The sequence below is a fragment of the Symmachiella macrocystis genome (genome assembly GCF_007860075.1).
In the GTDB taxonomy this organism is placed as follows: Bacteria; Planctomycetota; Planctomycetia; order Planctomycetales; family Planctomycetaceae; genus Symmachiella; species Symmachiella macrocystis.
Genome location: NZ_SJPP01000001.1, coordinates 2,879,772 through 2,900,370, shown reverse-complemented (window position 1 = coordinate 2,900,370; position 20,599 = coordinate 2,879,772). Strand labels below are relative to the sequence as shown.

Here is a 20,599-nt window from a genome sequence, read left to right as displayed (position 1 = left end):
CCCCGGCAAATCATCCTCTCGCCAAAATCGAATTGGTTTCGTACCTGAAATGACACCGGGGTGTCATCCGGCACGGATCGCACACTGCGACCGCAAGCGGTCGGTTTGGGAGTTTTGCTTTCATGCCGGAAAAACTGTGTTTCGTTGGTGTTTCTTCTATGGCTAGAAAATAACGGCCACGCTGAGTTGTGGCATCGCGACGCATCCTATTGTTGTGGGGTTATTCTGCGGTGTTGAGGAAGGGGTCGAGGCCCATGTTTTCTTGCATCTCGGTACGGCGCTTTTCGAATTTCATCATTTGTGTGCGTCCGCGGGAATGTTTGCGTTCGATCCTGCGTTGCGCTTTGCGGAGCAATTTGACGAGGCGGTCCTTTTGTACGCCGCCATTGGAAGCTGCGGAGCGGTAACTTTCGCGAATGCGACGCGCTTTGGCGGTGCCGTAGCCTTCAAGCAATTGGTCGTCCAGTGAGAGGAAAAACTGGCTGGAACCGGGTGCACCGTGGCGGCCGGAACGACCGATCAGTTGGTTGTCGACACGTTCCGAGTCGTGCCGTTCGGTGCCGATGACGTGCAAGCCCCCCATGGCATCAACCTCTTTGGACACTTTGATGTCGGTCCCGCGGCCGGCCATGTTGGTAGCGATAGTCACGGCGCCGAGTTCTCCGGCTTTAGAAACGATCTCCGCTTCCTTAGCGTGTTCCTTGGCATTGAGAATTGTGTGGGGGACGCCGTTTTCTTTGAGCAGCTTGCTGATGTGCTCTGACGCATCGATGGAGCGGGTCCCGATCAAGACCGGTCGTTTTTGCTCATGCAATTGTCGCGCTTCGCCGACGACCGCTTGCCAACGCGCCTCGGCTTGGGTGAACATTTGGTCCGGCAAGCGTTTGCGTTTTGAGGGATAGTGCGTAGGGATTTTCAGGGCGGTTAGGTTGTAGATCCGTCGGACTTCCCAGCGCGAACTCCAAATTGTTCCCGTCATGCCCAAGAGATTTTTGTACCTTAAAAAATAGTTTTGAATCGTTGTGCGTGCCGCTTGGCTAGTGCCGACCGTCACAGCAACGCGTTCCTTGGCCTCGATGGCTTGATGCAGTCCGCCGCGGAGTTTTCGGCCATGCATGATCCGCCCCGTGCCTTCGTCGACAAGTTGAACCTCGCCATCCATCACGACGTACTGCTGATCACACTGAAATTCGAGCAGGACTTTGATCGCCCGCTCGATGTATTCGTACAGTTCCTCCAGCGGCATCTGCCGGACGAGATTGGACATTGGTAGCGCGCGGACCTTCCAACGTCCCTCGCGTTTTAATTCGATCGTTTTCTTTTCCGGATCGCGGGCAAAGTCTTCGCGGTCCTGAAACTCGCCGGCATGCCGCGCCGCCCATTCGTAGGTATCGACAACCTGTTGTTCCGGCTCGGAACTCGGGGCACTGATGATCAATGGTGTGCGGGCATCGTCGATCAGTACGCTATCGGCTTCGTCAATAATGGCGCAATAATGCCCGCGCTGCATGGTGGTTTCGGTTTTGCCCTTCTCGCCGAACAACAAATCCGCCGCACCAGACGCGGTTGCCTCGCCCCCCATCGCCAACCGGTCTTGCAGAAAGTCGAAGCCAAACTGCGTCGCCGTTCCGTAGGTGATGTCGCATTGATAGGCTGCGCGGCGGGTGTTTTTGTCGAAATCGGGATTGGTCACCCCGACCCGCATACCCAACAGGTTATAGACGGGCGACATCAGCTCGGCATCGCGCTGGGCCAGATAGTCGTTGACGGTCATCACATGCACGCCCTGTCCGGCCAGGGCATAGAGGTAGACCGGGAGCGTGGCAACCAGGGTCTTGCCTTCACCCGGTTCCATTTCGATGAGGGCACGGCGGGTCATGGCGGTACCGCCCAGCAGTTGCACGTCGTGGTGTCTCAGTCCGACGGTGCGTTGCGCGGCCTCGCGGACGATGGCGAACGCGCGGGGCATGACTTTCTCAAGGGTTTCGCCCCCTTTGATCCGCCAACGGAGGTCTAAACTGGCCTTGCGCAGTTCGGAATCGGTGAGCGCTTTTATCTCAGTTTCCAGGGCATTCACACGGCGAACGTTGAGCGCCGATTGCGCAAAGGCACGTGCAGCGCGGCCTCCGATACGGGCTCTAATCGCATTCCACCAAGCGGGTCCAAATCTCGACATCGACCGCGAATTTCCCCTCTTTATCGGCGACGACCTGACAATCATCGCATGATAGCAGGGCGGACTGGGTTTGGCGATTCAACTTTTTGTAGGCTAGGGCAGTTGATTCCGACGGCAATCCCTCTACAACGCACGAAGAGACTTCAGGCTACGTGGCAATGCTGTAAGTTAGTCGTTACGCTGCAAGATGTGCTTTTCAATTCCGCTGAAAATGTGATTTTTCGCTGCAGTCCGCCATGACCGAGACCCATGACCAACTTGCCAAGGAATACCGACCGTCGCTTTGCGGCCTGCCGAAAATTGTGTGGGTGATTCCGGCGGCAGCTGTGTTGATTGTGGCCGCAATTGTGATCCGGACGACGTACGGGCCGCTTTGGCAAAAGGACGGGTCGGGGGGATTTCAGTCCCGCCCTGCCCCAGAAATCGTGTTGCTCGATCAACGCAAAGAGCGGCATCGCACGGCGCGGTATCTTGGCCGGCGGTCGCTGATCGTGCTGTTTTTTGACGGTCAGCAGCAACCGGAGGATGTCCGTCAATTGGCCTTGCTCCGCGACGCCTATCCGCAAATCCGGGCTGCCAACACTGAGATTGTGGCAGTCAGCGGGGCACCGTCGGAAACGATAGCGCAATGGGGCGGCGGCTCGATCCCCTTTCCCATACTGGCCGATGTCGACTATGCTGTACACAAGCAGTGGGGTGTTTCGGTTCCCGAAACGGGACCGCTCGTACCGGTCATGTTTCTGGTCGATATCAGCGGCGTAATCCGCGATTCGCTAGAGTTTGATCCACCCGATTCGCCCCTCGACTTGCCCAAGCTTCTCGATCAACTCGCGCGACTTCAGTAGGGCTTTGCCAGTGCAAGTCGAAGTCGAGATGCTGGGGTTATTTACAATTCACTGGCCGAGCCAGTGGCACCCTAATTTCTAGGTGTGACAAAACACTAGTGGCACTGCCACGCAAAATTGTGACCAATCGAAATATGTCTTCCGCTGATACCGACGAGCCGCAATCGGACGCCGCCCCCCGCACAGTATCGGGTCGCTCGGTGGTCATATCGATGTTTATTCTGGGTATCATCGGTGGAACGATTTGTGTGACCTATGCGATTTGGCACAACGCGCCGTTCATTGAACTGAAGCAGGCCTTGGCAGCGGAATTTCCTAAGTCGGTCCCGCAAATCGAGGGGGGCCAGCATAAAGGCTCGCCGATGACATTGCGGATCGTGATGAAAGTCGATTTTCACCCCGGCGAGGAAGACAACGCGGCGCTCGCGGAGGCAGCCACGAAGAGGATCGTTGAATTGGCGCAGCAACACCAAGATCTGTCCCCTTATGAGATATTGCGTGTCCACTTGGTCAAGCAGCGTCCGCAGGACATCACATCGCGAAAGACGGTTGATTTTCGCGTCGCGGATTTGCCAGACGAATCGGCTCAATGAGCCAGTGGCACCTTATTTTTTAGTCTGGGACAAGACGCGCGTTGCTTGGCCGCTCTCGAAATGCACGCCACATGGTTGGGTTACGTGCTCTAAGACCGTACTAGTGGACGTGTCGTCAGCGGCCTCCTCTTTTGAGATGGCGATTTATCGGATTGGGAATTCTCCTCAATCGGAATCAGAAATTGTTGAGAGGCGGCGGTTCCGGGTTTCCAAGATGTGGATTGATTGGTATGTTCCGCCTCCCTCGCTGAATGCGGAATGCCGTGTATCTCAAAACAGCGGTCCATCGCGGCGAGGTCTCTACGACTTCGACGACTTTTTTATTGGCTGTTGAAATCCTCATGTTAAAATCACGAATCCTGCCAATCGCCACCTTATGCCTGGGTATAGCGCTTTTGGTTACGAGTTCCGGTTGGTTTGGCAAGTCGGCTGACAGCGACGACAAGACAGAGGCCGAATCTGAACAGACAGCCGCGCTGCCTGCTTCGTTTCTTGATGACGTCGAGCCACCCGCAGCGGTGGTTGCGCCGGGTGAAAGCAGTCTGCGGATTGGCAACCGCTATGCGTACTTAAAGACCGTGGAGCAACGCATCACACAAGATCAAGCCGTGGGTGCAACCAGCGGCAGTTCGCGGTTGACGATTGGCTTGACCTTGGAAGTCGAGGATACGGTCGGCAACGATGAGTTGCTGGTCGCCAGTTCGCAACAAAAGACCGGAGACACGCTGTTCAACGTGCGGTATCAAAATGTCAAATTGGTGCAAGATATTCCGGGACAAGAAATCAATTACGACTCGGACCAACCCCACGGTCCCGTGCCGCCTCAAGCCGAAGCTTATCAAGGATTGCCAGGCCACGGTTTTTCATTTTGGCTGGACAAACATAATCGATTACGGAATCTCGTTGGGTTTCAAGACTTCTTGCAATCCTGCCTGCAAAATGCGTCGCCTGAACAGCGAACCTTTGTTTGGAAATCACTGGCCGGGATGACCGAGGAAGACTATCTGGCGAATTTTATTGACGACGGCATGGGCCTATTGCCGCTGGACACGATTGTGCGCGGCAAGACTTGGCAACAAGAACGAAAGATTCACCAACCGCTGCCGGTGAACCTGCAATTGACGTATACCATCGAAGAGGTGCAGGACTCGATGGTGGAATTGGCAGTCGGGGGAACCGTGACGCCGCAGGCGGCGCAGGAACTCGGGTCTGTGCAACTACAAATTGTCGGCGGCCGGATTTCGGGTCGTTGTTCGATTGACCGTCACACGGGATTGCCGCAGAATAGCCGCATCGAACAAGTGATGCAGATGGTCGTGCATCTACCCGGCGGTGAATCAATTCCGCAGACCAAACAAACGATCTCGCAATTGACGGCGGTTCCGGAATCCGATGATCTCCGCGTGCCGCTTCCCTATGCGGGTATGGAGAAAGAATCGCGCCTCCGCTGACTCATCATGCGAGCAAAGGGTTGCGGCATTGATCTGCAGTTGTCCGCATGAATTTCTGCTTACTCGTCGTCGTTGCCCCGTTTGAGGAAACGAAGCCAGCGCCCGCTGTTGGCATCTTCGCCAGATTGCGAGCCACTATTGGCCGGCCCCGGCTGGCCAGTGACGCCCATTTTTTCGCGATGCTTTTGCATTTGGTGTTGTTGCTGCTGCAATTCCGCTTTTTCGCGGGCAATTTTGGCGCGTTCCAACGAAAGCTCGACTTCGGTTTCGCGAATTTTGTCCTTCCACTCTTCTTCAAGAGCATCCAGTTTCTCACGAAATTCGTCCGGCATGCTATCCATCGTGTCAAACTTGACGACTTCGCCCGAGCCTTCTTGTTCCTCGATCTGCTGTTTGAGCGAGGCAATAATCCGATCGCGTTCCTGAACAGCTTGCCGCAATTGTTCGATGTCGGCACTGTGGAGATCGATAGGTGTCGGCGTATTGGTGAGATCCTCAGCGGCTTCCTCAACCACGTCGTCTGTTTCGGTGGCGGGTACTTCCACTTCAGCGACGGGTTCGGGTTTGGACTCCGGAACCGGTTCGCCCGCCATTAAAGCGGCGCGTTGCGCTTCCCAGCTGCCCGGTTTGAAGTCGTTGGAAGGAGCTGCTGCTGCTTCTTGGGGCTCCTCAGCGGCAGGAGCGGGTTCGGATTTGGTAAGCGCTGACAACGCGCTGCCGATTCCACCGCCGCCATTTCCATCACCCAGGACGTTCCCGGCAACCAGATCGCGCAGTTCGGTTACCTGCAGTTCAATTCGCCCCAAGGTGACACCTGGTTGGGTTGCCTCCCATTGGGCGATCATTTGCCGCATTTCGTCAAAGAGCGACTTTTGCTCCTCGACGATTTCTTTAGGCATTCCGCCACCGGAGCGGCTCTGCCTGGCGCCGGCTCTGCGGTAACGATCTAACTGTTCGGCCGCTTGTTCCAGACGCTCGGTGAGTGCAAAGACCAAATCTTCCTTCTCTTGAAGTTGCGACTCCAAGAGTTCGATTTGTTGTTGCGGACCTTGCCCTGGTTCAGTCATAGAGGCGCCATTCTCCAGGGTTTCTTCAGGTGCAGGCAAAGAATCGAAATCAATGCCTTCCAGGTCGGCGTTGTTGTCTGTATTTGAGGACATCGTTGAGGCAATCTCCGAGGGGTGTCGTGCCACACCTGTGATTTGTGACAGAAGAAATGCCGTTTCCAAAACAGCACTTCGACAGAGGTCACAGGCTACAAAAGATATAGGTCACACATCTTGTAGCGTCAAATTGTCCTCGTTGAAGACGAGCATCATGGCCCCTGAGGCGGCGATCAATCAGTTGGGATTCGGCCAAATCTGCGGATTGACCAGATGTTCCGGTTGGCGGGCATGCAACATGTCGGCGATTTGACGCGCGACGCGGATGCGTAATTCCGCCAAAGATTGCTGCGAGACGAACGCCGCATGCGGTGTGACGATCACCCGTGGGTCTAGATACAACGGTTGTGACAAATCAGGAGGTTCGGGGTCGAAAACATCCAGTGCTGCGCCGGCGATTTCATTGTTCTTTAATGCGTACCACAAATCATCCGTAACGATCACCCCACCTCGCGAGGTATTGACCAAATAGGCGGATGGCTGCATCCGCTGGAATTGCGGCAGCCCGAACATTCCCCGCGACTGTGGAGTCAATGGGCAATGCAATGATAGAAAATCACTACGATCCAACAATTCGTCAAAACCAACCATCTCGCAACCACTGTTGCGCGGATTGCCCGAAGGGGTATATGCGAGCGTCTGCATCCCGAAGGAACGGGCCCGTGCTGCGACTTCGCTTCCGATGCGGCCCAAACCGACCAAACCGAGCACGCATTCACTGAGACGTCGCATGATCGAGGCGGCCCCCAGGTCGTATTCCCCCGACTTGGTCCGCGCGTGAAAAAAGGCCACGTTCCGGGCACAGGCCAATATCAACGCCAGCGTATGGTCGGCGACCTCGCTGACGCAGTAGTCGGGCACATAGGTGACTGGAATTTTTAATTGCGTCGCCGTGTCGACAGCAATGTTGTCCAAGCCGATTCCGAATCGCGCAATTGCCCGGCAACGTGGTGCCGCTTTGATCACAGCTTCGGTGACCTGCGACCAACAGGTACCAATGGCGTCACAATCCTGGGCCAAATCGACCAGCGTAGCTTCATCTCCGTCCGGGGCTTCGATGATTTCGGCATCGGAGGCAGTGAGAATTTTTCGTTCAATTTCCCAATCCGACCAAGGCCGGTCAGTTAACAAGACTTTAAATTTCGACATGGTGGTGACTCGTGTGAAAATTGGCAGTGGTTGGGGCGCGCTTCCGGCCAGTCCACAATTTAACAAAACAGGCAGCGAAGTCGTCAACAGGCGTTGCGTGTTGCAGCTGTCGACGGGAATATGTCAGATACTCGAACCGACTTCACAATCACGTGCGACGCATTACGAATTCTACAGAAGGCACTGACCATGGCCGTTGAAGATCCGGCAACAATCACACTCCCGCAGATGCGGGAACAACTTTACAGCGCGGTCGTTAGCGACGCATTGGATGGACTGGGATATTCCAATCAATCGCCGCGCGTTCCCTTGCCTCCCATCACGGTCGACACCACGCTCGTTGGCCGCGCCAAAACGACGTTGTGGGCGGATATGGCACATGAAGATCCGCAGCCGTACGAATTGGAATTGCAGGCGGTCGACAGTTGCCAACCGCACGACGTCTTCGTCGCAGCCGCCGGTGGGTCGTGGCGGTCCGGGGTGTGGGGCGAATTGTTATCGACCGCGGCAAGCAACAGCGGATGCGTGGGAGCAATCATCGACGGTGCCGTCCGCGATGTTGTAAAAATGCGAGCGATGCAATTCCCCGTGTTTGCCCGCGGAACTTGCGTCTACGACAGCATGCACCGTCAACGTGTGATCGACATCGACGTGCCGGTACAAATCGACCGCGTGACGATCTGCCCCGGCGATTTAATCTTCGCCGACGAAGACGGCGTAGTCGTCGTACCCCAAGCCGTGGAACAGGAAGCCATCCAGGCAGCATGGAATAAAGTGCATGCCGAAAACATCACACGCGACGCGATCAAAAACGGTATGAAAGCGGTCGATGCTTATGCCAAGTATGGCGTGCTTTGAGCGGGGCGTTCAATTCACCACGGATGTACACAGAGAAAAAAGTTTGATCTGTGGCTAATAAGACTTTGACCATTTACGGCGTCTAGACTTTTACGAGGGAGTGGGGATTGATGCGGGTTGGGATATTGGGGATTCAGCATGAGTCGAATACATTTTTGCCGGTCCCCACCACGGAGGAGCATTTTTGCAACGGTGCCTTGCTGAGCGGTGATGCCATCCGCGAGGAGTATGCCGATTCGCACCATGAACTAGGCGGGTTCTTCGCGGCGCTCGATGAGAGTGACATCCAAGCGGTGCCGCTCTTCTTTGCTTGGGCATTACCCAGTGGAACAATCACCAGCGCGGCGGTGGAGTTTTTGTGCAGACAACTCAAGGAGGCCGTAGATGCCGCTGGAGAATTGGACGGTCTGCTTGTTGCGCCACACGGAGCGGCGGTCAGCGAGCCGTTTGCCGATTTCGATGGGCATTGGTTGTCGCAATTGCGTGTACACGTCAGCGCCGATGTGCCGATTATTGGAACATTGGACCTGCACGCCAATCTATCGCAACAGATGGCCGACGCTTGTGATGCCTTGATAGCCTACCGGACGAATCCTCATCTCGATCAACGTCAGCGGGGACAGCAAGCGGGGGAATTGATGATTCGTACATTGCGCGGCGAGATTCGCCCCGTGCAAGCGGCCGCGCTGCCAGCGGTATCGATCAACATCGAACGACAATTGACATCCGACTCTCCCTGCCGGGAGATGTACGCTTTCGCGGATGAATTGTTAACACGCGAGGGTGTGATTGCAAATAGCCTCCTCTTAGGATTTCCCTACGCCGATGTTGCGGAGATGGGATCGGCGTTTCTTGTCATTACCGATGGCGACCGGGCGTTGGCGCAACGGACCGTTGATGAATTGGGCGACTATCTCATCCAGCATCGCGACGATTTTTTGCCGCAAATGGTGGAAATCGACGAAGCCGTGCCCCGCGCACTCGCCGCGACTGCGCCGGCCTGCCTATTGGACATGGGAGACAATGTCGGGGGCGGTTCGCCGGGCGATAGCACGTTTTTATTACACGCGCTTTGTGAGGCGGGTGTGGAGGAGGCGTTTGTTTGCATTTACGACCCCGAGTCAGTGCAGCTCGCCGACGCAGCCGGACCGGGAAGCACGGTGGAATTGAACATCGGTGGCAAAACGGATGATCGCCACGGCGCCCCCTACCAAACGACCGCTACGGTCGTCAGCCTGCATGAAGGCAAATTTCGCGAGGACCAACCGCGACATGGAGGACGGACACATTACGATATGGGCCGGACCGCTGTCGTACGAACCGCAGTGGGTCCAACAGTGATGTTAACCACACGGCGGATGGTGCCGTTTAGTTTGGCGCAATTAACAAGTTGCGCTATTCAACCGGCAGAGTACAAGATTCTGGTGGCAAAAGGAGTCCACGCACCGACAGCCGCCTATGCTCCGGTTTGCCCGACGTTGTTGCGCGTGAACACACTGGGGGTAACGACGGCCGACATGCAGCGGCTCGATTTCAAAAACCGCCGCCACCCACTGTTTCCCTTCGAGCGATAAACATCGCGTTTCAAAACCTGCATCGCAAATACAAACCAGCGAACCGAGAGGGCGAAGCTCCTGCTGAGCCGCGAGTAAAAGGAGACCGTCGCTCTGTGCGAGGTTTTCTTAAAAAGGTTAATTTCCCGTACTATTTAGAAAGGTGCGTCGCGACGCACCCTACAAGAATGAGTAGGCCAGCCTTATTGGTATAATCGAAATAATCGCGTCCCGTTGGCGAGAGATTGTTGTCTGCGGCGGATCTTAATTGGTTGTGGGGACGGAAGTTGCGGAGATGTGTTTGACTCCGCCTATCCGTGAGATAGTCTTTTCTGGCGATTGCGGACCGTGCGCGGTGCCAAGATGACCTCGGAGAATTCCCCCCATGACAAATGTCACTGAAGTACCGGCCCCCTCCAACTCGAACAGCCAACAGTATCTCACCGACTCCTCGCAAGTCTTGTTGGGTTTGTTGACGTTGTCCGACAATTGCGTAGCGCATCCCCGCACGACTGATGACGATACCGGCGACGTGATTGCGCGGCCGGCGTTGACCAGCTTGCTTTCGGCGCTCCATTATCGCGACGTGGCGACTGTCGAACATGCGCGGCGGGTGGCGATGTTGTCATTGGGTATGGCATCGCAAATTGGCTGGGAAGACCGGGAACTGAAGATCCTGGAAGTGGCCGCTCTGCTGCATGACATCGGCAAAATCGGCGTTCCGGACAGCATCCTGTTTAAGCCAAGCTCCTTGAGTCCCGAAGAAGCGGAACTCATGTCGCTGCATTATTACATTGCCAACGACGTGCTGCAGGCCTACCACGTTGATCCTGAAGTCCTAGAAATCGTCAGCCAATGCCACGAACACTACGACCGTGTTGGTTATGATTCCCAACGTGTGGGCAGTGACGTCCACATGGGCGCACGGATTTTAGCGGTGGCCGACGCCTACGATTCCTTGGCGACCGAACAGGTGTACCGCAAAGCCAAGCCGCACGATGAGATCATGCAGATCTTGATGCTCGGCGCAGGAACACAATTCGACGGAAATATCATTTGTTCGTTGTCGCGCTGGGTGGAAGATGGCCGGGTGCCGACGGGAATGCATCTGAACAGCAAGGGTTTGCTGCCCTCTGAAGTCTCGGACCGTGAATTTCGCGGCGACTCCGAAAATGCTGGCGCGCTGTGCCATATTTTTGCTTATCTGCACTTATTGGAGAATCTGTACGACGGATTCTATTTAATGAATTCCGATCAACGTTTCGTCGTTTGGAACCGCCGCGCCGAAGATCTGCTGGGGCATCGCCCACACCATATGTTGAACAACGTCTGGTCGAACAAGACCTTGGGCTACTGCAACGACAAAGGCAAACCGCTTGCCGACAAGAAATGTCCGCTCTTCCAAGCATTGGCCGAACGAAAGCCGGTCACAACCACGCTGCCAGTGCGGCATCGCAGTGGCGAACTGGTTGAAGTCGAAGTCCAGACCGTACCGTTGATCGACAGCGATGGTGTCCTGAAGGGCGTCGCGGAGATCTTCCGCAATACCTCCCGGCAAGGGGGCAAAACCAAGCAGTATCGCGAACTCAAAGAAGCAGCCAGTCGCGACTCGCTGACGCAAACGGCTAATCGCGGCGAGATGGAACGGCAACTCGAACAGACATTGGCCGAGGCGACAAATAGCCAGACAGCCGAGACGTTCTGCGTCATTTTTATTGATGCCGATCACTTCAAGAGCATCAACGATGATTTCGGCCATACGGTCGGAGACGACGTGTTAGTGGAATTCGCCAAACTCTTACAGAATGAAACCTATTCCGGCGAATTGGTGGCGCGCTACGGCGGCGAGGAATTTGTTGTCATTTGTCCCGCAACGGACCTCGACCAAGGTTACAAGCGGGCCGAGCGACTCCGCATCGCCGTGAGTAAACTCAAGATCGCCGATCTGAAAGGTCGCAAACTGACCGCATCGTTGGGTATTGCGGTGAACGAACCAGGCGATACCGTCACCGATCTTCTCAGCCGCGCGGACAAGGCGCTGTACGAAGCCAAAGGGGCCGGCCGCAATACGACGCGGGCGTACGCAAACAAAGAGTTGGACATCAAGTGTCAAGTCGAGAACGCCCAAAAAGAGGCCAAAGAGGCGGAGGCATTTATGTACAAAGGTACTTTCCATGCAGTGATCGCGTCGGACATGCTGGTCTATAAACTGGCGGGCTTTGTCGACGATTATCAATCGAAAATTATGGAAGTCACACCCGAACGCGTTGTCATGCGTCTCGGCAATCGCGGCGTCATTCCAGGATGGGGGAACCATGACGGCCGACGACCGGTGACGATCGAAGTCGTCATCGGCAAGGAAGAAGTCCCCGAGCCCGGCAAAGCACGAGCACGGGCCAAACGGGTGGAGATCCTGGTCACAATCAGTCCCGTGGGCTGGATCCGCAAAAAGGACGTCTTCCAACACCGCGCTGCCGGCGTATTTAAGGATTTGAAGAGCTACTTCATCGCCGATATGGATTTGACGCCGTAGAACGTCCGTTCGTTGCGCGGCTTCTCGATGCCATGCAACTTCGCGCGACAATATAGTCGCACCCTGCAATACCTAAAAAGCCTCGCACGGAGTCGCGAAGGCGTAAAGAGTGTTGTGCGAGACGGATGGACCTGTGCGTGACTCGCTGCCGGAGTCTTGCGTTTTCAGGTTTTCGCTAATTCGGGATTGCAACCCTCGCTTCTCTTTGCTTCTTTGCGCCTCGGCGTCTCTGCGCGAGGTTTTATCTTGCGAAGTTCTCTCGTCCTATGCAGAAAGGTGCGTCACGACTCACCCTACATTGCTGGCTGCGCCGGTTGGCAACAGGGACAGCCCAAGAGTTGCGGAATGACCGACTGTCGTTCTAACATAGCGCGGCTGCCCGGAACCGTCGCTCTGCCGGAACACATTTTCAGAGAACTGTTGAGGACTACATCATGGCGAAACAAATTTTAATGCTCGTCGGCGATTTCGTTGAGGACTACGAGGTGATGGTGCCGTTTCAGGCGCTCTGGATGGTCGGGTTGGAAGTGCATGCGGTTTGCCCGCAGAAAAAGGCGGGGGATTCGGTGCGGACCGCCGTGCATGATTTCGAAGGGGACCAGACGTACAGCGAAAAACCGGGGCATAACTTTACACTCAACGCCGATTTCGATGCGGTCGATCCAACAGCCTACGACGGATTAGTCGTGCCAGGAGGAAGGTCGCCGGAGTATTTACGGCTGGATGGCAAAGTCCTTGAGATGGTGCGGCACTTTGCCGAAACCGGTAAGCCGATTGCATCGATTTGCCACGGCCCACAATTGTTGGCGACTGCCGGGATTCTCAAAGGCCGCAGCTGCGCCGCTTATCCCGCTTGCCGACCGGAGGTCGAAGCGGCCGGCGGTAAGTTTGCGGAAATCCCGGTCGACGGTGTACACGTTGACGGCAACCTGGTCACGGCACCGGCATGGCCCGCGCATCCCCACTGGTTGGCGGCGTTTTTGGAGGTATTGGGCGTTACGATTGAACATGGATAATTTTTACGTGTTCGACGACAATCTAATGATAACGGCTAATCAACTCCTCCCTGGGATTTGCCAGCATTCTTAATGCTTGGTAAGGTTTCGCCCGAAAGCATGTTTTCCCTTGGTATCTTTTTAATCGTCGTGGGTTTGGTGCTATCGTTCGCCAATTGGTGGACACTGCTCGCATCCTCACGTAGCGGACAATTTGTATCCGCGATTCCTCTCGTTCCGGCCATCGCGCTTGGCGCGGGAATGGTGATTATTCCTCAAACACGATCTTTCGCTTGGGTGGCCGTCCTCCTCGACTACGGCACTTTAATCCTCATTATCTCGCTACCACGGATGTGTTTTGAATCCTGGTGTACATCGCGCCACAATTTAATGATTACGTTTTATTCCAGCGAGCAAGGGCGACAAACGGAAATTAGATTGTACCGGCGTCAAATAGCGGTCGTCTCAGTAACGTACAATCCTCCCGTACAATGCAACGAACACGGCGCGTTGCAAGTCAGCGGCGGCATGGTCGCTCAATGGGAAATTGTTGGCAACAGTTATTCCTTGGTGAAATACGATGGTGATCGTGAACTTATCATCGCAAGGCATGGCGATGACTACGAGACGATCGAGTTGCATTATCCCGAAGGTATCAAATACGATCACGACCGGTTGGGTGACCTGACTTTGAAAGAAATCGGTTGAATGCTTTAACAGCTAAGGAACTTCGAGCCTGGCACACGATTACGCCAACGCAAGATACTGCCCCCGCTTAAATCACAGGTCTTATCCGTTGACCACAAGGAGAGGCGATCTGGATGTGTTGCTCTAAAAGTTGGACATGGGTTGGGGCTGTGATAGCCGGTTTGGCGGTCGTAATGGGGGCGTTTGGCGCGCATGGTGTGGATGGGTATTTCGCTAAAAAATACGCGGACCAAACCAAAGAAATCGCCGGGGGACAGATCCCCGCTGCACAGAAATATCTGCGCGATTTTAACACGGCGGCGGATTACCAGATGTATCACGGGTTAGCCTTGCTGGCAGTGGGATTACTGTCGACGATGCAGCCGAAGCGGTCCCTGCAGATCGCTGGTTGGTCGTTTGTGGGGGGCGTGTTTTTGTTCTCGGGGTCGCTGTACGTGCTCACGCTCACCGGCAATACGAAGTTGGGGATGATTACACCTTTTGGTGGTTTGCTGTTCCTCGTGGGTTGGGTAGCATTAGCGATTGGGGCATGTCCCTGTGGGACGACCAAGGTTGAATTGAATGCGTGATGTCGCCGGCCAGTAATGGCCATCTTTTCAGGAGTCTGATTGCCTTATGAAATTCCTGGTGCTGCTGTTTATCTTCATTATCATGTGCATGGTCGGCACAATTCTGATCTTTCAGTATTTCGGATGGACCGGGCTGGCTTGTGTGTTGGTCGTCCTATTTTTGGGCGTGATCTTCCTCAAGCGACTGATGAGTTGGTTGTTTATTCGGCTGATGATGACACCGTTTCGCAAGAAGGCGGCGGTACTCAAAAATGCGACCGTCGAAGTGCATCGCGTCACCCCGGCTGATCCTCCGGATCGCAGTGACGAAATCGCCGAAGAACGAGCTCTGCTCGAAGCAGCGGGTTTAGATGATGAAGATTTAGAGGAAGAGGAAGAAGAGTACAGCTCTGAGGAATATCTACGCGACTTGATCGCACACGACGCGGCTGCCGATTGGTACGAAATCGATGTGACGATCACCCCTGCGACACCAAGCGAACAGCGCGAACAGACGCCGTTTCAATATTGGGAACCGGCAGAGTTGATGCTCGTCCCTTTTGATTATTCCGGAAACCGGTTTGAGGACGACGATCCGGACGAAAATGCCGGTCTGGGGATTCACGCGGTACAAATCTGGCAGGGAAGCGCGTTTCAGGAAGACGAAGAGGGAAAATACGCCGGACCCCAGCGAATCTTACTGCACGTGGGTGTTCCCCGCGGAAGCAACGACATGGCGTTTGTGTATTATTTCGAAAAATTCGGGAAGGTGGAATTGCCCACGATCAACGTCTGAACTGTTGGCACAATCCGGTCGCCCGGCAAAGCCGGGGGCTGAAGAGCGAAATTTTGCGGCATCCGCTCACGAACCCGCCGCATGTTGCCAAAATGCATCGTATGTTTCCAGTAGACCACAGCCATTCCGGTTCCCGTTGCGATTTGTGAACGTAAAACCGGCATGTTCCCTACATTTGTCCGAAGACTCGCGAATCCCCGCGTCGTTTCGGTCCCCTGGTCCGCCGGAGACAAAGCATGTTCAATCGCACAATCCATCGGCCCGCCACACACATTCCGCAGCGGGGAGCCCACGCCGATATCGCCCAGCCGGCACAAGCCGCGGCGGTGGTCGGCGCACAGCTTCCACAAACGCAAACCCCCGCCGCTGCCGCTTATCAGGACGTGCATGAAACACTCCATCTGACCAAGGACCGGAACTACGACTTATCGTCGTTCCGCCATACTTGGCAGGAGCCGGAGTTTACGCATCTCGTACAACAACTCTCCCAAAAAACCGCAACAACGGAGACCGCCGCGCTGGAGCGTCGTTGTCTGCAAATGTTGGGTGATCTGTTCCATACCGCCGGGCCGGCGGGAGCCTCGGTGTCGAGCCCCGCGCTGGCTGTGCAATTGGCAGGGTTGGCGATGCTATGGAATTGGCGCCGCCATCACCGGACGCCGGGTCGACCGATTACTCGTCCAAATATCATTTGGGGTCGGACGCCCTCACCCGCATGGGCGCACTTCGCGCGCATCTTTGAAATCGAACCGCGCAGCGTAGAGACGTCCGACGAACGCTTCATGTTGGATGTTGAGAGCGCGTTGGCACGGATTGATGCGAATACGATTGGAGTCGTCGGTGTGCTGGGCAATGATGTGACCGGCAATTACGACTCCCTGGCGGAACTCAACGCCGGGCTGACCCGCATTCACAAGACAACTGGCTACGAGGTGCCGATTCACGTTGATGCAGCAGGCGGCTTTGTGGCGCCGTTTCTGACACCCGAATTGCCATGGGACTTCCGTTTGCCACGCGTACAATCCATTCACGTTTCGGGAGGACAGTATGGGATGGTCCAACCCGCGGCTGAGTGGGTCTTGTGGCGCGACCCGGCGACATTGCCCGATGGATTGAGCGACACAAATCACGATGACAACGCGACCTCCGCACCCGAACGGGTGATGGCCCAGTATTACAGTTTTCTCAGACTCGGACGGGACGGGTATACGCGGATCATGCAGGATCTGCAGGACGTTTCGCGAATCGTTGCGCAAGGATTGGCGGCGACGAATCGATTTGAAGTATTGAGCGACGGGCAATCATTGCCGCTGGTGTGCGCCAAGTTGCGGGATGGCTCCCGGTTTTCGGTACTTGACATCTCACAGGAATTGCACGAACGGGGCTGGCGGGTGCCTGCTTCGCGCGTCGGCAGTGATCAAGTCGAGATCCTCCGTATCGTGCCGGGTGAGGGATTCGATCGCAACCGCGCGGAGATGCTGGTTCAGGATATCCGTAGAGTCCTGAAAGTCCTCGACATTCGTCCTCCGCGACGATCCCGGCAAGAAATCGAGGAATCGTTGTTGCACGATGTCTCCGAAACGCTGCAGGATCTGCGCGGCATCCATACACGGATTCCGCTGACCTCGCCTGCCCGCGTCAGCTGACGCGCCTCTGCTTGACTCCATTCCTCCAAAACGATCGCAACAATTGCGCCGATTGTGACGATGCCGCTGCTGTTCGTGTGCGCTCCCAGAGGAATTGAGCGAAACGCTTTTTTTCGGGCCGATGCTCCGACTTTTGTCGTGAAGGCGGACTAGGCTTTAACTGACCGATTGCGCAGGCGACTACCGCATTGCGTTCGCACTGCCCTGCCCTCGGTTGTTGATCGCAAAAGTGTTTCAGGATTTAGTCGAGGATTTGCCATGGTGTCTTCCGATATGAGTACGGAATCGTTGTTGGCCTCTTTGTTTGCGGAAAAAGGGGTTGCTCAACCTTCCGCGTCAGATGCCGTTGCTGCCGCCACCTCCCCAACAGATTCAGAATTCATTCCCGAGGAACCGACTACGTTTGAAGAAGCGGATCTGCATGAGGCCGAAGTCGAAGCGCTCATTCTGAAATTTCTGATGAACACGGCTTCTGCGACCGGGGCGGAGATCGCAGAGCAGATCAAGCTGCCGCAAAAAATGATCGATCCTGTGCTGCGGCGTCTCAAGGATGAACAGCAGCTTGTCTACAAAGGAATGGGATCGCTGAATGATTACATTCACGAGATCACTGAAATTGGCGCTGTCCGCGCGCGGCGTTTCTCGGAGAAAAACACACACTTTGGATCTGCGCCGGTTTCGATCAAGGATTACATTGCGGCCATCGAAGCGCAATCCATCGATAAGGACAAACCGACGGTTGCCAAACTGCAGACGGCGTTTGCGGGATTAACGCTGTGCGACGATTTGATGCGGCGCGTCGGACGAGCAATCCATTCTGGACGAGGCCTGTTCCTTTACGGAAGTCCCGGAAACGGAAAGACCAGTATCGCCGAACGGATTACCGGCGCTTTCGGGGAACATATCTGGATTCCCCGCGTCCTGAACATGTACGGTGAAATTGTGCGGTTGTTCGATCCCAGTAGCCACGAGGAATTGCCAGCCAATTCCAACAACGGATTGGAAAACGGTATCAAAGTCGACAGGCGGTGGATCAAAATTCGCCGGCCGACGATCATCGTAGGTGGCGAATTGACAATGGACAATCTCGAGATGACCAAAAACCGCGACTCGGGAATCAGCGAAGCGCCGGTGCAACTCAAAAGCAATTGCGGCACATTGCTGATCGACGATTTCGGTCGGCAACGCATGAGCGTCGCGGAGCTGCTCAATCGTTGGATTGTTCCGTTGGAAAAACGATACGACATTTTAAGCATGGCCAGCGGCCGCAAGGTGCGCGTGCCTTTTGACCAGATGATTGTGTTTTCGACCAACCTAGATCCTTCGGATCTGGTCGACGAAGCCTTCTTGCGGCGCATTCCGTATAAAATCGAAGCCAAGGATCCCACCGAATCTCAGTTCCGCGAACTGTTCGCAGAGCAGGCAGCTACGTGGAACATTGAACTGCCCTCCGGTGCTCTTGAACATCTGATTGAGCAGCACTACAAGTCGCCGCGCCGCAACATGCGGTTTTGCCATCCCCGCGACATCCTGCAACAGGTGCGCAATCTGTGTGAGTTCGAAGCACAGCCGCGGATCGCCAACATTTCCGCTCTGGATGCTGCCGTGGAAACCTATTTTGGAATCATGTACGGAACCGAAGATTGGGTGTGAGTCGCACCCTGCTCCGCTTGCTGCGTGCGAGGTTCTCGCCCTGACAATTTAGTACTGGTTTCCCGGCTCCGTATCGTCGGTCGACTGGGTGATTTGTCACAAATACTTTGTGTCCTCCACGGTGATTGGGCTGACTTCACATTCAGTCTTGCCCGCCTTCATTTCGTCCATTCGGCCATTTTCGAGGGCGGTTCAAGTGGGAACTATAACAGGTGACTAGCGACATTTCTCGAAATGGTCGTTGATTGCTACTTAGCAGTTGCGTAGAGTGCTTATTATGAATGGGCCAACGCAACGTGCTCCAATCGGTTACGACTCTTCTTCCGCGAATCAGCGGCTCGCCCCTCCCCCACCTGGGCGGTCGAAGTCCCAACGGACTGCGCACGAAATGAAGCCCCTCGCTGGTGAATCTGGCGACAGCAGTCACCCTGCGTCATGGCCCTTTCGCAACTTAGGTGATGCCCCGGGATGGGTCTGCAGCCTGTTAGTTCATGCCGCTCTGCTGATTATTCTTGCACTGATCACCGTCACGCATCAGTTTCGCGATCGCTTGCCGGAGATTCTAGCAGTCCTGGGCGAACGCGAACGAGCACCCGTGGCGGAAAAGTTAGAGACCACCTTTCAGCCCATCGAAGTGGCTGAAGCGGACAGCTCGCTGGAATCGTTTGATGCGCAGGATTTGGTGTCGAGCTTGTCGTTACCGCTGCCGCTGGAGGAAACACCGCAAGAGCCGATCCGGGTCTCGACGAAGACCGATTTGATTTCGTTGGAATCGATTCCAACGGTCGGGTCGCCGGAGTTTTCAGGGCGGACGGGTGTCGGAAAAGCGGCGCTCATTGCGCGGGAGGGCGGCACGCCGGAAAGTGAAGCCGCTGTCGCGTTGGGATTGCAATGGCTGGCCAACCATCAAAATCGCAACGGCAGTTGGAGTTTTAATCACACAACCCGGCAATGTCGTGGTCAATGTAGCCATCCTGGTTCACTCAACAACTGCACGACCGGCGCGACCGGTTTAGCCTTGTTATGCTTTTTGGGCGCTGGGCATTCGGACCAGACGGGGGAATACAAAAGAACCGTGTTTCGCGGGTTGAAATACCTCCTGTCGCAGATGAAATCCTCGCATCGTGACACGGGCAATCTGATGGGCCGCACCGCCCGACGCGGTCGGCGTGGAGGTAATGAAGGGATGTATGCGCAGGGCATCGCCACGTTGGCACTTTGCGAAGCGTATAATTTGGGCCACAGCAAATTTTTGCGAAAGCCCACACAAGATGCGCTCAACTTTATTATCCGGGCTCAAGATACCTCCGGCGGAGGCTGGCGGTACAATCCCGGCGACCCCGGCGATACGTCTGTTGTCGGCTGGCAAGTGATGGCACTCTATAGCGGCCGCATCGCGGAAATGGATGTGCCGCAACAAACGTTTGACGGCGCGTGGGCATTCTTGGACAGCGTGCAATCCGATGAAGGGGTCGGCTACGGTTATCGACGTCCTGGTGCCACACCCACGTTGTCGGCTGTCGGTTTGTTGTCGCGGATGTACCTGGGCAAACAGCACGGATGGGATCCCACCAATCCGGTCGTTAAACTGGGCGCAAAACGACTGTCCGTCTTGGGGCCTTCGGCCAAGGACATGTATTACAACTATTACGCCACGCAGTTTATGTACCAAGTCGGCGGCGACACCTGGATCAGTTGGAACAACGAGTTGCGGGACCAGTTGGTGGCTAAGCAAGATAAAAAGGGCCATGCCGCCGGGAGTTGGCTCCCGACCTGCCCGCACGGCAGCCGTCCGGGCGGACGCTTGTACATGACAGCGATGTCGATTTTGACGTTGGAAGTCTACTACCGGCATTTGCCGATTTATGCCCGCAGCGGCGACGTCCCGATAGATGGCGGGGATAGGCCGATCGACTTTTAAATGCGTTGCAG

Annotated in this window: 16 protein-coding genes; 13 read left to right on the top strand and 3 right to left on the bottom strand. The window is 55.5% G+C overall.

Going from position 1 to position 20,599, the window contains the following annotated elements; all coding sequences use genetic code 11:
- Positions 1 to 220 precede the first annotated feature (220 nt).
- Complete coding sequence (locus CA54_RS11125) at positions 221 to 2,176, bottom strand: preprotein translocase subunit SecA (protein ID WP_197532389.1); 1,956 nt, start codon at positions 2,174 to 2,176, stop codon at positions 221 to 223.
- Positions 2,177 to 2,412: 236 nt separating this feature from the next.
- Between CA54_RS11125 and CA54_RS11120 the strand changes: the two genes are divergently transcribed.
- The 3 genes from CA54_RS11120 (at position 2,413) to CA54_RS11110 (ending at position 5,065) form a co-directional block, all read left to right on the top strand.
- Positions 2,413 to 3,021, top strand: a complete 609-nt coding sequence (locus CA54_RS11120) for a peroxiredoxin family protein (protein ID WP_146370839.1) — start codon at positions 2,413 to 2,415, stop codon at positions 3,019 to 3,021.
- A 134-nt stretch (positions 3,022 to 3,155) separates the two neighbouring features.
- Complete coding sequence (locus tag CA54_RS11115; RefSeq protein ID WP_146370838.1) at positions 3,156 to 3,614, top strand: hypothetical protein; 459 nt, start codon at positions 3,156 to 3,158, stop codon at positions 3,612 to 3,614.
- A gap of 341 nt (positions 3,615 to 3,955) precedes the next feature.
- The gene (locus tag CA54_RS11110) at positions 3,956 to 5,065 is read left to right on the top strand and encodes a DUF6263 family protein (protein WP_146370837.1); all 1,110 of its coding nucleotides are present in this window, start codon (positions 3,956 to 3,958) and stop codon (positions 5,063 to 5,065) included.
- Between the two features lie 59 nt (positions 5,066 to 5,124).
- Here CA54_RS11110 and CA54_RS11105 read toward each other — a convergent pair whose 3' ends face one another.
- Together CA54_RS11105 and CA54_RS11100 are read right to left on the bottom strand one after the other, a co-directional pair.
- Positions 5,125 to 6,225, bottom strand: coding sequence for a hypothetical protein (locus CA54_RS11105; protein WP_146370836.1), 1,101 nt, complete (start codon positions 6,223 to 6,225; stop codon positions 5,125 to 5,127).
- A gap of 180 nt (positions 6,226 to 6,405) precedes the next feature.
- The gene (locus tag CA54_RS11100; RefSeq protein WP_146370835.1) at positions 6,406 to 7,377 is read right to left on the bottom strand and encodes a C-terminal binding protein; all 972 of its coding nucleotides are present in this window, start codon (positions 7,375 to 7,377) and stop codon (positions 6,406 to 6,408) included.
- 120 nt (positions 7,378 to 7,497) lie between these two features.
- Between CA54_RS11100 and CA54_RS11095 the strand changes: the two genes are divergently transcribed.
- The 10 genes from CA54_RS11095 to CA54_RS11050 all read left to right on the top strand — a co-directional run bounded on the left by CA54_RS11095 (position 7,498) and on the right by CA54_RS11050 (position 20,588).
- Positions 7,498 to 8,235 carry an RraA family protein gene (locus CA54_RS11095; RefSeq protein ID WP_231963035.1) on the top strand — a complete coding sequence of 246 codons (738 nt, stop codon included), beginning with the start codon at positions 7,498 to 7,500 and terminating at the stop codon, positions 8,233 to 8,235.
- A 110-nt stretch (positions 8,236 to 8,345) separates the two neighbouring features.
- Positions 8,346 to 9,809, top strand: coding sequence for a M81 family metallopeptidase (locus CA54_RS11090; RefSeq protein WP_146370834.1), 1,464 nt, complete (start codon positions 8,346 to 8,348; stop codon positions 9,807 to 9,809).
- A gap of 364 nt (positions 9,810 to 10,173) precedes the next feature.
- Positions 10,174 to 12,321, top strand: coding sequence for a sensor domain-containing diguanylate cyclase/phosphohydrolase (locus CA54_RS11085; protein WP_146370833.1), 2,148 nt, complete (start codon positions 10,174 to 10,176; stop codon positions 12,319 to 12,321).
- Between the two features lie 434 nt (positions 12,322 to 12,755).
- The gene (locus tag CA54_RS11080) at positions 12,756 to 13,337 is read left to right on the top strand and encodes a DJ-1/PfpI family protein (protein ID WP_146370832.1); all 582 of its coding nucleotides are present in this window, start codon (positions 12,756 to 12,758) and stop codon (positions 13,335 to 13,337) included.
- A gap of 99 nt (positions 13,338 to 13,436) precedes the next feature.
- Positions 13,437 to 14,024 carry a hypothetical protein gene (locus CA54_RS11075; protein WP_146370831.1) on the top strand — a complete coding sequence of 196 codons (588 nt, stop codon included), beginning with the start codon at positions 13,437 to 13,439 and terminating at the stop codon, positions 14,022 to 14,024.
- A gap of 113 nt (positions 14,025 to 14,137) precedes the next feature.
- A complete protein-coding gene (locus tag CA54_RS11070; protein ID WP_146370830.1) occupies positions 14,138 to 14,593 on the top strand; it encodes a DUF423 domain-containing protein in 456 nt (151 codons plus the stop codon).
- Positions 14,594 to 14,639: 46 nt separating this feature from the next.
- A complete protein-coding gene (locus CA54_RS11065) occupies positions 14,640 to 15,368 on the top strand; it encodes a hypothetical protein (protein ID WP_146370829.1) in 729 nt (242 codons plus the stop codon).
- Positions 15,369 to 15,604: 236 nt separating this feature from the next.
- A complete protein-coding gene (locus CA54_RS11060) occupies positions 15,605 to 17,014 on the top strand; it encodes a pyridoxal-dependent decarboxylase (RefSeq protein ID WP_146370828.1) in 1,410 nt (469 codons plus the stop codon).
- 258 nt (positions 17,015 to 17,272) lie between these two features.
- A complete protein-coding gene (locus CA54_RS11055; protein ID WP_146370827.1) occupies positions 17,273 to 18,667 on the top strand; it encodes an AAA family ATPase in 1,395 nt (464 codons plus the stop codon).
- 388 nt (positions 18,668 to 19,055) lie between these two features.
- Positions 19,056 to 20,588 carry a prenyltransferase/squalene oxidase repeat-containing protein gene (locus CA54_RS11050; RefSeq protein ID WP_146370826.1) on the top strand — a complete coding sequence of 511 codons (1,533 nt, stop codon included), beginning with the start codon at positions 19,056 to 19,058 and terminating at the stop codon, positions 20,586 to 20,588.
- The last annotated feature ends 11 nt before the right edge of the window (positions 20,589 to 20,599 follow it).